This window comes from Neobacillus sp. 114 (assembly GCF_030127045.1).
GTDB lineage: Bacteria > Bacillota > Bacilli > Bacillales > Cytobacillaceae > Neobacillus > Neobacillus rhizophilus.
In genome coordinates this window covers 5,943,047-5,956,579 of record NZ_CP126144.1, presented here as the reverse complement: position 1 = coordinate 5,956,579, position 13,533 = coordinate 5,943,047, and the positions used below count along the sequence as shown (strand labels likewise).

The 13,533-nt window shown below is 43.7% G+C and carries 11 protein-coding genes; 6 read left to right on the top strand and 5 right to left on the bottom strand.

Translation table 11 applies throughout. The features are described from left to right. Positions 1 to 192: 192 nt before the first annotated feature. Positions 193 to 1,254 (bottom strand): YeiH family protein, encoded by a 1,062-nt coding sequence (locus QNN06_RS29125; protein ID WP_284036549.1) that lies wholly within the window; start codon positions 1,252 to 1,254, stop codon positions 193 to 195. 121 nt (positions 1,255 to 1,375) lie between these two features. Here QNN06_RS29125 and QNN06_RS29120 point away from each other — a divergent pair, with 121 nt between their 5' ends. The 5 genes from QNN06_RS29120 (at position 1,376) to QNN06_RS29100 (ending at position 7,832) form a co-directional block, all read left to right on the top strand. Further along, entirely contained in the window at positions 1,376 to 2,278 is a 903-nt protein-coding gene (locus QNN06_RS29120) for a LysR family transcriptional regulator (RefSeq protein WP_284036548.1), read from the top strand. Between the two features lie 395 nt (positions 2,279 to 2,673). Continuing rightward, complete coding sequence (locus tag QNN06_RS29115; protein WP_284036547.1) at positions 2,674 to 4,218, top strand: NADH dehydrogenase subunit 5; 1,545 nt, start codon at positions 2,674 to 2,676, stop codon at positions 4,216 to 4,218. Then, positions 4,203 to 6,821 carry a DUF2309 domain-containing protein gene (locus QNN06_RS29110; protein WP_284036546.1) on the top strand — a complete coding sequence of 873 codons (2,619 nt, stop codon included), beginning with the start codon at positions 4,203 to 4,205 and terminating at the stop codon, positions 6,819 to 6,821. The genes QNN06_RS29115 and QNN06_RS29110 overlap by 16 nt, the downstream gene beginning before the upstream one ends. A gap of 85 nt (positions 6,822 to 6,906) precedes the next feature. Continuing rightward, positions 6,907 to 7,272, top strand: coding sequence for a Na-translocating system protein MpsC family protein (locus tag QNN06_RS29105; protein ID WP_284036545.1), 366 nt, complete (start codon positions 6,907 to 6,909; stop codon positions 7,270 to 7,272). 44 nt (positions 7,273 to 7,316) lie between these two features. Next, positions 7,317 to 7,832, top strand: a complete 516-nt coding sequence (locus tag QNN06_RS29100; protein WP_217036728.1) for a carbonic anhydrase — start codon at positions 7,317 to 7,319, stop codon at positions 7,830 to 7,832. 85 nt (positions 7,833 to 7,917) lie between these two features. Here the strand turns inward: QNN06_RS29100 and QNN06_RS29095 are convergent, their stop codons facing one another. From QNN06_RS29095 to QNN06_RS29080, 4 genes are read right to left on the bottom strand one after another with little or no spacing between them, the layout of a single operon-like run. Next, complete coding sequence (locus QNN06_RS29095) at positions 7,918 to 9,354, bottom strand: glycoside hydrolase family 1 protein (RefSeq protein WP_217036727.1); 1,437 nt, start codon at positions 9,352 to 9,354, stop codon at positions 7,918 to 7,920. Beyond that, positions 9,347 to 9,709, bottom strand: a complete 363-nt coding sequence (locus QNN06_RS29090) for a PTS sugar transporter subunit IIA (RefSeq protein ID WP_213117369.1) — start codon at positions 9,707 to 9,709, stop codon at positions 9,347 to 9,349. The genes QNN06_RS29095 and QNN06_RS29090 overlap by 8 nt, the downstream gene beginning before the upstream one ends. A gap of 22 nt (positions 9,710 to 9,731) precedes the next feature. Then, positions 9,732 to 10,988, bottom strand: coding sequence for a PTS sugar transporter subunit IIC (locus tag QNN06_RS29085; RefSeq protein WP_213117370.1), 1,257 nt, complete (start codon positions 10,986 to 10,988; stop codon positions 9,732 to 9,734). Between the two features lie 28 nt (positions 10,989 to 11,016). Continuing rightward, complete coding sequence (locus QNN06_RS29080; protein WP_284036544.1) at positions 11,017 to 11,325, bottom strand: PTS sugar transporter subunit IIB; 309 nt, start codon at positions 11,323 to 11,325, stop codon at positions 11,017 to 11,019. Positions 11,326 to 11,509: 184 nt separating this feature from the next. Between QNN06_RS29080 and QNN06_RS29075 the strand changes: the two genes are divergently transcribed. Further along, complete coding sequence (locus tag QNN06_RS29075) at positions 11,510 to 13,411, top strand: BglG family transcription antiterminator (RefSeq protein ID WP_284036543.1); 1,902 nt, start codon at positions 11,510 to 11,512, stop codon at positions 13,409 to 13,411. The last annotated feature ends 122 nt before the right edge of the window (positions 13,412 to 13,533 follow it).

The following is a 13,533-nucleotide window of genomic DNA, read 5'->3' as shown; positions in this document are numbered from 1 at the left end:
GATAATCTTTTGAAATCTAAATAGTTGCCGAAATAAATGATGATTTCCTATATTTGCAAATGTCGACTGCAATCGACGAAAAAAGTGCCAGGCGCCGACCAGAAAAGGGGAAGGTGCCTGGCATTTTCACTTTGGAACATGGGGACGGTTCTTCTGCCTCACAAAGTGAGGCAAGAGAACCGTCCCCATGCATCACGCAATAAAGTACGAAACCACGGAAAGGATGATGGATGTGATCAGCATGGCGATTAGCGGCCGTGCTGCTTTGGTCCGGAGGTCGCGGAGGCTGACGTTTAGACCGAGACCGACCATGGCGGATGTTAAGATAAAGGTAGTGGCGGTTGAAATTCCGTCCATGGCAGCTTTTGAAACAGGGATGGAATGGCCAAGGATATAGCTTCCGAACAAGCTCATCAAGATAAAGCCGATGAGAAACCAAGGGAACTCAATTTTGGTATCTCCAGCACTTCCTGAACTGCGTCTTTTCATCCAATACATAAGAATAAAGCACAATGGAACTAGCAGGAGTACCCGGCCTAGTTTGGCCAGAAGAGCAATGGCCAGGCCGTCTGGACCTGCAGGTGCCCCGGCTAAGGCAACATGAGCAATTTCGTGAAGGCTGATTCCGCTCCAGATGCCATAATCAATGGCCGATAACGGGAGAAACGGTCTTAGAATCGTATAGGTTATCGAAAAAATCGTCCCCACCAAGGCAATAATTCCGACCCCGATGGCTGTATCTTCGTCCTTTGCCTTGAGAATGGGTGAAACGGCGGCAATCGCGGCAGCCCCGCATACACCGGTTCCCACACCAAGCAGGAGCACGAGGGAGGATTCTGCTTTCAGCAATTTTCCGAGCCATACAGTTAACAGTATCGCAAAAGCAATGACACCGATATCACGGGCAATCAGCCCCAGCCCTTGATGAATCACCACATCTATGTTTAACTTGAGCCCGTATAATATAATCGCAAACCGTAAAAAGCGCTTGGAGGAAAATTGAATTCCTGCACGGATTTTTTCCGGATAACCGAAAAATTGCCGGTACATTACCGCAAGCACAATCGCACAGGCAAGTGGCCCGACACGATCAAACCCTGGGACTTTTGCTAACGCAAATCCGAACGCTGCAATGACAATGGTAAAAGCAATTCCCCCCAGCCAAAAATAAGCGGAAGGTTTTGTTTCCGGCTTTTTAAGAGGTTGTTCGTTCTGTTCGTCTTGAGGTAAAATTCTTGCACTTTGACTTCCCATTTCAATCACCTCAAATTATTTGATTTTGTAACTTAAGCATACTCGCGATTGGTGTATAAGGAAAATAATGATATATAATAGGGATGATAAGTAAATTTATATACATGGAAAGAGGCAGAGGATGGACCAGCATTTAGAGGTGTTTCTTAAAGTGGTGGAAAAGGAGAATTTTTCAAAAGCGGCGGAGGAGATGCATATGACCCAGCCGGCGGTAAGCCAGTATATTAGAACGCTAGAACAATCGATTGGCACAAGGCTTTTGGAAAGAAGTAATAAGTATGTCCGCCTCAATCAGGCCGGTGAGATCGTTTATCACCATGCGAAAGAAATCATCGCCCTTTATACTAAAATGCAGTCCTTGGTTGATGACCTGACTAATAAGGCGAGCGGCCCGATTTCGATTGGGGCGAGCTACACGTTTGGCGAGTATATCCTGCCGCATATTATTGCCAAAATGAAGAAGCAATACCCCGACATTCATCCGTCGATTCGGATTCAAAATACCAAGGAAATCATTGAATTGGTGAAAAAACATCAATTGGACATTGGCATTATCGAAGGATTTTATGAAGAAAATGTCCTTAATTCGAAAGTGGTTTCTAAAGATCGAATGGTTATTGTTGCTTCGCCTCGTCATCCTCTTTTAGGCGATAAAGGGGAAATAAGGCTGGCTGACTTGGAGGAAGAAACGTGGATTCTCAGGGAAGAGGGCTCTGGGACCAGAGAGGCTGCGGAAAATCTATTTCGGCGGTACAAGTTCACCCCGAAAAAAGTCATGGAATTCGGCAGCACCCAACTCATCAAGGAATCGGTTGAAGCAGGTCTTGGCATTAGTTTGTTATCTAGCTGGGCGATTAAGAAGGAGCTCACAAACGGCTACATCGGCACCCTTCGAGTAAAGGGACTCCCGTTTAAACGCAACTTCTCCATCCTAACCCACGCCACCTATCAAACAAAAGCATTACAAACATTCATCGAAACACTCAAAACATACCTCGGCGACCCGAAAACAAGCAGATTTTAGTGAAGCATGGGGACGGTTCTTCTGCCTTACAAAGTGAGGCAAGAGAACCGTCCCCATGCTTCACTTGACAGAATCTTTAACAAATAGTAATATTTAGTACGTGATTATAGTGTTTAGGTGATTTCTTTTAATATAGAACTTTAGCATATTGTTAATAATGATCTATTGGCTTTTATGAAAAAGGAATCGTATTGAAAAGGAATCCAATTTTTTAATGAATTACATATGATTAAGGTAGACTATTTAAAAGCCCGATTGGGAAGTTAAAGGTAAACCGGCAATCTTCAAAGTTTAATGGTTGTAGTATGACCATTAAGCTTAAAGTTTGCCGGTTTTTTTGTTTTTAAAAAACTAGAAGATTCATATTATCAAAATCTAAGAGGGGGAGAGCGAGGATGTCCAATTATTTGGAGCTAATTTCATTACCGACTGCATTTTTTATCATTCTAGCAGTTTCCTTGGTAAGCGCCTTTTTCCTGCTATGGGAAAAGGTCCCCGTACATTTTGTTCGATATCATATAGGCATCATTTCGTTGCCGCCAATCCTTGCCTTGTGGGGGCTTTTCTCTAGCAAACACGATGGAAGTGTAATGTATGGACCTTGGCGTTTCGATTCGCTCTCATTACTCCTTGCCCTTTTTGTCCTGACCATTGGTGTCGTTGTGCAGCGCTATTCGGTTCGGTACTTGTTCGGTGATCGCTCTTACCGAAAATATTTTACACTGCTGACACTCACTACGTTTGCTGATACCCTTGTCTGGCTCAGCAATGATCTTCGTATTCTGTTGATCTGCTGGGGAGTGACCCTTTTGGGCTTGACCCTGCTGATTAGATTAAATAAGGAGTGGCAGGTGGCCAGAAAAGCATCTGCCTCCTCAGGTAGGATATTTTTACTCAGCTGGCTGATCCTGCTCGTGGCTGTTATCTGGATTGCACAAACGACAGGACACTGGCAGCTATCGGCTATTCTTGAAAAAAATAACCTTGCTCAACTTGCATCGTGGGAGAAGACCTGTATCAGCCTCCTGTTGATTGTGGCAATGATCATTCCGTCAGCACAGTTTCCTTTCCAACGCTGGCTGCTAGACTCGGTCGTGGCTCCGACGCCTGTTTCGGCTGTCATGCATGCCGGCATCGTTAATGCCGGCGGTCTGATGTTTACCCGTTTTGCACCGCTCTTTAACGGCGGTGATACAGCCCAGCTGATTCTGCTCGTTTTGTCCGGTGTTTCCGTCCTGATGGGGACCGGAATTATGCTTGTCCATGTGGACTATAAACGCCAGTTAGTAGGCTCAACCATTGCCCAAATGGGATTCATGCTCATCCAGTGTGCGTTAGGAGCCTATTTGGCAGCCATTATTCATGCTGTCTTACATGGATTATTCAAAGCGAGTCTTTTTTTGCAGGCCGGATCGGCCATCCAGCACCGGGAGACTCATTCCTTCAAAGGCCGGCAGTTTCCCGTTTTGTGGACGATCACCGGAGTGGTTTTAGGTCTCATTTTTTCGATTGGCAATTGGCTGAATTCCGGTGGGGAGGGTTATCACATCATCAGCACCCTCATTTTAGGCTGGTCGGTGATCTTTGCTTGGGTCGGACTTGTTGCCTTTGGGTCAGGCCGGATTGGCCGAGTGGCAGGGCTAGCGTTCCTTGCCGGAGCGGTCATCATGTTTAAATTCATCCATACGCTCTTGGACAGTCTGTTACATGAAACGGTTCTGACAGGTATGCAGCCACCCACGCCAACGGTCATTTTGGCCCTGTTTATCTTGCTCGGCGGCAGCGCTTTTGGGTTATGGCTGGCGAACAATCGCTCCTCAACGGCATTTACGGTTATTTATCTTTGGCTTGTCCATTTGGGTGAGCCTCACAAAGATTTAGTAGAAAGTCATCCAAAATACTTGTCTTATAGGAGGTCATTCAGATGGCAACGACATTAGCCAAACCATTACATTGGGAAGAGATACAGGAAGATCTTAGTCTTGATATTCATGAATTGGTGAAATCAGCTAGCGAAGTCATCGCACCGCTTGGCCCTATCAGCAAGTTTGCGGCACGCAGCCCCTGGGCCGGCTTAGAACGGCAATCTTTTGAACAGACGGCACGTCGTTTTAAAGATATTTGTGATATCGAGCTATTTCCCCATGATTCTGTATTAAAATCGGCACGGGATCAAGGCGAAATTGATGTGAATTTTTTAGAAAAAGGGCTGCAGCAATGGCTTGATAGGCACTCTTTCGAACTCCCGCGGGCAGCTGCAGAGCAGTTTTGCCGCGTTGCACTAACAAAGGATACGCCATCTTCTGATTTGACGGCACATCCCGAAGTGAAACGATTGGCCAAAAAACTTAGTGGCTTTAAGTACCAATTGAAGGCAAGACAATCCGTGAAAACACTTAGTCAGCGTTTCGAGAAGATTGGCAACGGGTCCGTGTTAAGAGATCTCAACCGCCATCTGATTAAGTGGTGCAAGTTGTTTTTGGATGAGTCCCAGGCTGTCTGGTCGATGCCAAATCGCGAGGAAGGCTTCTACCAGGCATGGCGGCGAATGGCATCCTTAGACCCAGCCTTATCTCTAGAGGAACGCAGACAGATCAAAAATTTGCCGAAAGAAGCAGACATGGCTTTAAATGAGGCCTTGTCCCATTTAGGTATCCACCCTTCAGAGACTAGAGAATATCTAGAAGCTCATTTGCTGGCCCTGCCAGGCTGGGCGGGAATGATGCTTTGGCGCTCGCAGCAACATCGTAACGAAAGCTCCTTGCTGATGGACTATTTGGCAGTAAGAATTTCCATGGAGCTAATCTTGATGAAGCCCCATCTTCCTTTGCCCGCCCAAGGAACGGAAGAGGACGTACTCCTGGAATCTCTAATTGCTGCCTGGCTTCATTGGGGGAACTTCTCCCTCAAGGCATGGTCACAAGTGCCTGCCGTGGAGCAAAAAGCTCGTTTGAACCTTGCTTGGCAATTTGATCAGATGGTCCGCAACAGACTTTGGATGGAAGCTTGGGAAAAAACATATGAACAGCAATTGATGGGGAAAATCACCGCGAAACAGCATGCAGCCTCCATGCAAAAATCACCTTCATTGGCGCAGTTTGTTTTTTGCATTGACGTAAGGTCAGAGCCTTTCCGTCGCAAACTCGAACAGACAGAAGGCTTCGAAACCTTTGGGGCAGCCGGATTTTTCGGCTTGCCGATTGAAACCTTCAAGCTGCATAGCCATCATAGCCATCCTTCCTTGCCGGTGTTGAATAAACCGCAATTTAAGGTAAAAGAATACTTGCCCGAATCGCAGTATCAACCATTTCATGAGCGGCTACAGGCAGTTAATTCACTGCAAGGTACCTTTAAAACCATGAAGCACAACCTGCTTGCAAGCATGTTACTGCCGGAGGTAACCGGACCGTGGCTTAGTATGCAGACGCTGGGCCGAACTTTTTTACCAAGAAGGGCTGGGCGCACGTTCAAGAAATTGCTTGATACCTGGTTCAGGAAACCGGATGTAAAACTGACGCTTGACCGGATGGAGGACCCTGAAATGGAGATCCCGGTCGGTTTTTCAGAGGAAGAGAAAGTGCATTATGTGGAGCAGGCGTTAAAAACGATCGGGCTCACCGATTATTTCGCTCCGCTCGTGGTGATTTGCGGACACGGAAGTCACAGCACCAATAATCCATATGCGTCTTCGCTCGATTGCGGGGCCTGCGGCGGGGCTTCCAGCGCATTTAATGCACGGGTGCTGGCGGCATTGTGCAACCTTCCCCATGTACGGCAGGCCCTCAAAGCAAGGGGGATTTCTATTCCGGAAGAGACCGTTTTTGCGGCGGCCGAGCATATTACAACACTTGATGAATTGCATTGGGTTTATCTTCCGAAACTTTCGGATAAAGCTGAAGTAGCATATACACAAATCCAGGCCGCATTGCCAAAGGTGAGTGAGCTGGCTACCCTTGAGCGAATCCGGGAATTGCCGAGTCTTAAAGGCAATTTGAAAAATCCGAAAGCTGAAGTAGAGCGGCTTGCAGAGGATTGGAGTGAGATCCGTCCGGAATGGGGACTGGCAGGCAATGCATCGTTTGTGATCGGGGAGAGAAGCTTGACCGAGGCGTGCAATCTCGAGGGAAGAGTATTTCTTCATAACTATAATTGGAAAAAGGATAAAAACGGTTCGCTGCTTGCCGGTATCATTGCCGGGCCGGGAACGGTTTGCCAAATGATTAACCTGCAATATTACGCATCGGCCGTTGCGCCTCATTATTATGGCAGCGGAAATAAAGCCACCCAAACCGTGACATCCGGAATCGGCGTGATGCAGGGGAACGCCAGCGATTTATTATCCGGACTCCCATGGCAGTCCGTGATGCAATCGGACGAAACAGTCTATCATGCACCAATAAGGCTGCTGGTAGTAATCCAGGCACCAAAGGAATATGTGGAAAGATTGTTGAACCAAGACCGGGCCTTTTTTCAAAAAGTCCAGAACGGCTGGCTCCGGCTAGCGTCGATTGATCCGGAAGGGAACTGGAAAAGCTGGTCTTAACGCCGCTTCGGTGTAAAATATTTTTAGACAGCTTTGGTTATAAAGTAATATAGCCATTTATGGTAGAGAAGGGATAAAAGTCGATATGGAGAAATCAAAAGGCGCTATTGAAGCTGAAATTAGTAAAGCATTAACGCAATGGGAGAAAAGTTACCTTGGACGGGGTTCCCTTTCTGTAAAGACTGATATTTTACGGGATATGGTGATTGTTGTATTGAACGGCATCTTAACCCCCGCTGAATATGCCTTATGCAAAGATAAAGAAGGATTGTTATCCATAAAAACAACCCGAAACGGCTTGGTGGAATCAGGGCAAGAGGAGTTAAAGCAAATTATTTTTTCGATAACAGGCCAGGAACTCATCAGTTTCCATACCGACATCAGCACCCAAAGCGGTGAAAGGGTCATGGTATGTAAACTTTCGGGAAATTTGGAGAAAGAACTATCGTAATTACGGATTTCGTCTGTATTCAATTCAAAAATGGGGTGAACGTAATGAAAATTAACGATAATAAAAAAGTGCTGTTTGTAATTGGAATGGAGCAAAGCCCAGAAAGTATCATAGAAAAGATGAGTGGTCTTCATCCGGACAATATTTTAGTCTTGCAATCTTATGGACCCGCCATTGCACCCTTTAGTGATCTCATGCGGGACATCATCATTGCTGTATATCGTGAAAATGTTGAAGAAATATGCGTTGCCGTTCCAACAGCTAATCGAAAGAATGCTCGAGAGACTCTAAAGAAAATATATAATAATAAAGAATTACAAGAGAAAATTCAAACACTAGATTACCTGTTTAAAAACTCCATGCCAGAACACCCAAAAGGCGGCATAAGAGAATGGCTCGAGGGCAACGAAGCCTCAGCTAACAATAAACAAAACAGCGCTGACGTCATCCGAAACCATCCGCTAATGCCTTCAAATGTAAAAGTTACAGAATTAACAATCGAAAATGAAAATCTATCAAAAATGATGCAGAGGGACGGTTCTCTTGCTTCAAATTATTGATGCATCGGAACGGTTCTTTTGCCTCAATTTTATTTGACACTAGAAAGAATGAGGCATGGGAACCGTCCCCGTGCCTCAAAAACTACTAATCTAGTTCTTCGCCGTTTGTTTCGATGACTTTTTTGTACCAGTGATAGCTGTCTTTCAGGATGCGCTGCTGGCTGCCTTTGCCGTAGTCGTCTTGGTCGACGTAGATGAAGCCGTAGCGTTTTGACATTTCGGATGATGAGCAGCTGATAATATCTATTGGGCCCCAGGCGTAGTAGCCGCGCAGGTCAACACCGTCTTTGATGGCTTCCTTCATCTGTTCGATGTGGGCACGGAGGTAGTCAATCCGGTACGGATCGTGAATCTTGCCATCTACCAATTCATCATAGTAGCCAACGCCATTTTCAGTGATATAAATTGGACATTGATAGCGGTCGTAGAACAGATTGAGGAAGGTTCTTAATCCAACCGGGTCAATCGACCAGCCCCAAGGGTTTGCTTCCAATAGCGGGTTACGATGGTCTTCATTGCCATTAGCGAAACTTTCCGCATCACAAACACGAGTATAGTAGTAGGAGAAGGACATAAAGTCAGCCGTATTTTTGAGAGCTTCTTCATCACCTTCGCCAAATTCAATCTTGACTCCGTTATCTTCAAAAAATCTGAAGGCATAACCAGGATAATATCCGCGAAGCAGTACATCAGAGAAGAAATATTCCATTTGATTATGACGGAGTGTAGCAAATACATCTTCCGGTTTGGCAGTTGCCGAGTAGGTAGGGCCTCCGCATAACATCATGCCGATTTGTAAATCTGGATAGTTCTCATGCGCGTATTTTGTCGCGTGCCCGCAAGCAACCATTTCATTATGAACCCCTTGATATTTTGCCTCAAATAGATTATCCACCTTATCCTCGGCAATTCCCAAATGGTTAAAAGATTCATGACCAATTAAGTTAATTTGATTAATGATGATCCAATATTTCACCTTGCTGTGGTAACGGTCGAACAACACTTTGCAGAAACGGGTGAAGAATTCGATCAATTCCCGAGAATACCAGCCTTTGTAAGCAGTTGTTAAGTGTAACGGCATTTCATAGTGGGAAATGGTAATCATCGGTACCATGCCATTTTTAATAATTTCATCAAACAAATCATCATAATATTTTAAACCTGCTTCATTGGGTTCTGATTCGTCCCCATTTGGAAAAATGCGTGTCCAGGCAACAGAGGTCCTGAATGTTTTAAAGCCCATTCCTGCTAGTAATTTCAAATCTTCTTTGTACGTATGATAGAAGTCGATTCCCCAGCGTTTAGGGAAAATGCGATCTGTGCTGTTTAAGGCGGCCTCAATGTATGCTGTATCGAGTTCCCTGTTTGATTTTTCCTCAATTGGAATATCGGCGCGGAATTCGTTAATATCGGCGACACTTAAGCCTTTACCATCCACGTCATAGGCGCCTTCAGCCTGGTTGGCTGCAATGGCGCCTCCCCATAAAAAGTCCTTTGGAAAACCTGTTGGTACTTTACTCATGTCCATCCTCCTTTTCTTTCTGCTCCAACTTTGCTAAACGAGCGTCAAACGTTTCAAAAATCTTGATCATGCGTTTTGCGATATTTATTTCGCTATAAATTGTCATTAAGGTATCCTGTGCATGGGCAAAGAGGACAGAATAATCACCGGCTTCACCTTGTGTCTCCGCAGAAATAGTATTTGTTTGGATCCTGTGAGCTTTGACGATTTCATCATTTGCCCGCTTCATTTCTTCTTTTGCTTCTGTGAAATTACTATTTTCAATCGCCTTTAAGGCATTCATACAATGAACGCGGGCATCTCCGGCATGAAGAATTATTTGCATCGCATTTTGTGCAGTTTTTTCATCAAGCATTTTTAAAATCTCCTCAACATCATTATTTCGCTGCTTTTAAAGTGGCTGAGTTGTTAGCCTCTTTTGTTTCATTCGCCATTTCTTGCTTTTCATACACTTTGAAGAATGGGTACCAAATAAGGGTGGCAACAGTCGCACAGATTAGCATTAAAATAATTCCGCTGACTGTACCGGTTGTAATCCATGTTGAAATTGGGTACGGAACATACCATAAATCAAAGACAATTTTCGGGATTGGTGCAAATGGAATGACTTTTGTTCCAACCCAAATGATGATTGGCAGTACAATCGAGATAATCCACATTGGCAGCATCATAATTGGATTCCAGGCAATCGCCCCAAAGACAATCGGTTCATTAATGTTAAAAATCCCGGGGGTAATACTAGCTCGTCCAAGTGCTTTTAATTTTGCATTTTTTGAAAAAGCCATCATGATTACTAATGGCAATGTCGCACCAATTCCCCCGATCCACAGGTAAGCTGAGAATATCGTTTCCGAAGTAACTAGATAAGAAGCTCCAGCTGTAGCATTTGCAGTAATGGCAGCTAACCAAATTGGCTTTGTTATTGGTGTTAGCACCCAAGTGGAAATCCCCAATGTATACAAGAAACAGGTAATGAAACTGATCAATGGGAAGCCCCAAGGTGATTCCATGATGTTTCCAAGCGGTTTGAATAGTTTCTGGATCGTGTTATATAAATCAAAACCAGAGATATCTACTAATAACCATGTTGCAACAATCACAACGGCAATTGGCAGCATAGCGTCGAACCAGGCACGGACAAAGTCAGGAATGACCGACTCTTCTTTAAAGAACGAGAACTTTCCGAATAGGCTCATTACCCAGCCGGTAAATACGCCAGCAACGATTGCAACAAACATACCTCCTGCGCCCAATGATTCGTGGCTAAAACCAATCGCTTTATCAGCAGTTACTTGTGGGGTAATAATAATTAAAAAAGTGATCAGACCGGAACAACCGGCGATAAAACGTTGTTTGCGCAGCCGTTTCTTTTCCATTAAATTGAATGGAATTAAGAAGGAAATTAATAGGGATAACACACCCATTGTCCAACCGAACAGTGTCCAGAAATTCGGGTAGTGTTTAATATGGAACACATCGCCAGGGATGGTTAACAAACAAAACACAGAACCTAATAGGATGAATGGCAGTAATTGCATGATCGAGTCTTTTAGCGTTGTGACCCAAACGTTATTGTTAATTTTCATCATTTTTGGCGAAAAATCATTTTCCAGCCATTTAATCATCTTTTGCATTGTTTTATGCACCTCGACTTATTAGGTTTTAGAATTCCTTCAATAAATCATCTAATGCTGCATCACCGTTTAGAGTAGAATAGTAGTCAGGTTTCATCAGTAGTACTTTGACATCGGCATCACCGATATATTCTTCAATCTCATCCAAAATATAGGCAAGATGAGGTCCAACCATCAAGGCATCGATTTCGCCAATGTAGTTTTCAATTTCTGCTTCACCGCGGGCTTTGATATCGATTTCAAGATTCCGTTTTGCCGCTGCTTTGCGAATGTTGGCTGCCATAAACCCAGAACTTGCTCCAGAACCACACACTAATAATACGTTTAATTTTTTCATGATTATTGCCCCTCCAGTGTTTTCATCTTGTGATAGCGCTATCATTTCTACACTTTAACTATAGAATGATTCTCGACAACTCTCAAATAAGCGTTTACACTAGAGTGGTGCAAAAAGTTATATACTATAGTGCAAAAATATATATTTTGTGGTGCAAAACATTTTTGCAAAGGGGGTTATCGATTTGAATGTCAAATACCGAAACATACTAAGGCATTTAAGTATGCAGGATGACTGGACCTCTTCTGCCCAGCTTGCCAAAGCCATTGGCATTTCAAAAAGAAGCGTGAAAACCTATATTGCCGATATTAATTCGATGGAAGAAGGTTTGATAACTTCATCGAAAAAGGGTTATAAGGTTGATTTAGAAAAATTAAATCCATTTTTATCATCGTCGAACGGAACCATCGCGCAAACACCGAAGGAACGAGCCGATTACCTCCTAAAATCCCTGGTGAACGCAGATGGGCCGCTTGATATTTACGATTTAAGCGATGAATTATATATCAGTGAAATCACGTTGAAAAACGACTTGCGTAAAGTAAGAAAGCGCTTAGCCGATCATCAGTTGGAATTAAAGATTTCAGGCGATATCATTCAAATTATTGGAAATGAAAAAAGTAAACGGAAACTGATGAGCTCTATTCTCTATCGGGAGACGAATGATAGTTTTCTCGATATTGATAAGCTGAAAGCTTCCTTTGAGGGATTTGATATTGACTATATTCGCGATGTAATTGCGGAGGTTTTTTCGTCTCATCAATATTTTACAAATGATTATGCACTAACAAATGTCGTCTTGCATATTGCGGTTGCAATTGACCGGATGAAAAATGGGTTTAGTTATACGGAGCAGGTGGATGGGGGAGCTAATCTGGAAAAGGAACATACTATTGCGAATGAGATAGCCGGACGTCTCGAAGGGCACTTTGGCGTCAAATATTCGGAAGGTGAAATCCGCGACCTGGCACTGCTGATTTCTAGTAGCGGCACCAGCATCAACTTTATGCACCTGCAGCTATCGGAATTGCAGGATGTAGCCGGAATTCGTTGTTTAAATTTAGTAGGCAAGATTTTAGAAGAGCTGCGGAGTAATTATTATATTGACATTGATGATCCAGATTTTTTAATTCGTTTCACTCTTCATATAAAGAATCTGTTGATACGGTTGCAGAACAATTTTTCTAGTAAAAATCCTTTGACTTCAACGATCAAATTGAATTCCCCATCGATTTATGATTGTGCTGTTCATGTGTCGCATACAATCAAAGAAGAAACGGGGTATACAATGAATGATGATGAGATTGCCTACGTTGCCTTTCATTTAGGATATGCCTTGGAGATGCAAAAGCAGGCCAATTTAAAAATTACGTGCTCCATCCTTTTCCCGTTTTACTATAATTTTAACGTGCAGCTGATGGAAAAATTGAAGAAACATTTTGGTGAAGATTTGCTTATCCAGCATGTCGTAACAAATGAAAGTGACTTGCAAGCATTAAATAGCGATTTGATTATTTCGGCCGTACAGCTTAATTCTGTACCAAAGGTACCATTTGTTATTATTAATCCGTTTTTCTCCAGTGCCGATATGAACAAGGTTGGCAATAAAATTAACGAGCTAAAAGAGACGAAGCGGAAGGATTCATTTAAGCGTAATATTAAGGCAATTATGGACGAGCAGCTTTTTGAAATAACTGATTCAATAGGGACAAAAGAGGAAGCTTTAGCGAGAATGTGCGAAATGATGGAGAAGAAGGAGTATGTTGATTTCACTTTTGTTTCTAGCGTAGTGGAACGGGAGGCGATGTCGTCAACGGCTTTTGGCCGGATTGCCATTCCGCATGCGATTAAGATGAATGCGAAAAAGACAGGCATGTTTGCTTTAATCAATGAAAAAGGAATCCAGTGGGGAGATTTAACCGTAAACCTCGTCTTACTATTATCCGTTAACAAAGACGATCGAAGGCTCTTTCACGAAGTTTTCGACGCCCTCGCCACCATCCTGACCGAAGAAGGCAACGTCACCCAAATCCTAACCGCAGCCCATTATTATAGTTTTGTGGACTTGCTGGTTGAATGCTATTGAAGCATGGGGACGGTTCTCGTGCCTCAGTGGGATATGGGGAAAAACGTTTCCGTTTTTTGCCTAATAAACAGAGGCTGTCTCAGAAAAGGTCTTTGACCTTTATTTTTGAGACAGCCTCTATT

What these genes read in the sequence shown, in the direction of transcription:
- QNN06_RS29125 (WP_284036549.1), bottom strand. Translation starts at nt 1,254, where the DNA reads ATGGGAAGTCAAAGTGCAAGAATTTTACCTCAAGACGAACAGAACGAA.
- QNN06_RS29120 (WP_284036548.1), top strand. Translation starts at nt 1,376, where the DNA reads ATGGACCAGCATTTAGAGGTGTTTCTTAAAGTGGTGGAAAAGGAGAAT.
- QNN06_RS29115 (WP_284036547.1), top strand. Translation starts at nt 2,674, where the DNA reads ATGTCCAATTATTTGGAGCTAATTTCATTACCGACTGCATTTTTTATC.
- QNN06_RS29110 (WP_284036546.1), top strand. Translation starts at nt 4,203, where the DNA reads ATGGCAACGACATTAGCCAAACCATTACATTGGGAAGAGATACAGGAA.
- QNN06_RS29105 (WP_284036545.1), top strand. Translation starts at nt 6,907, where the DNA reads ATGGAGAAATCAAAAGGCGCTATTGAAGCTGAAATTAGTAAAGCATTA.
- QNN06_RS29100 (WP_217036728.1), top strand. Translation starts at nt 7,317, where the DNA reads ATGAAAATTAACGATAATAAAAAAGTGCTGTTTGTAATTGGAATGGAG.
- QNN06_RS29095 (WP_217036727.1), bottom strand. Translation starts at nt 9,354, where the DNA reads ATGAGTAAAGTACCAACAGGTTTTCCAAAGGACTTTTTATGGGGAGGC.
- QNN06_RS29090 (WP_213117369.1), bottom strand. Translation starts at nt 9,709, where the DNA reads ATGCTTGATGAAAAAACTGCACAAAATGCGATGCAAATAATTCTTCAT.
- QNN06_RS29085 (WP_213117370.1), bottom strand. Translation starts at nt 10,988, where the DNA reads ATGCAAAAGATGATTAAATGGCTGGAAAATGATTTTTCGCCAAAAATG.
- QNN06_RS29080 (WP_284036544.1), bottom strand. Translation starts at nt 11,325, where the DNA reads ATGAAAAAATTAAACGTATTATTAGTGTGTGGTTCTGGAGCAAGTTCT.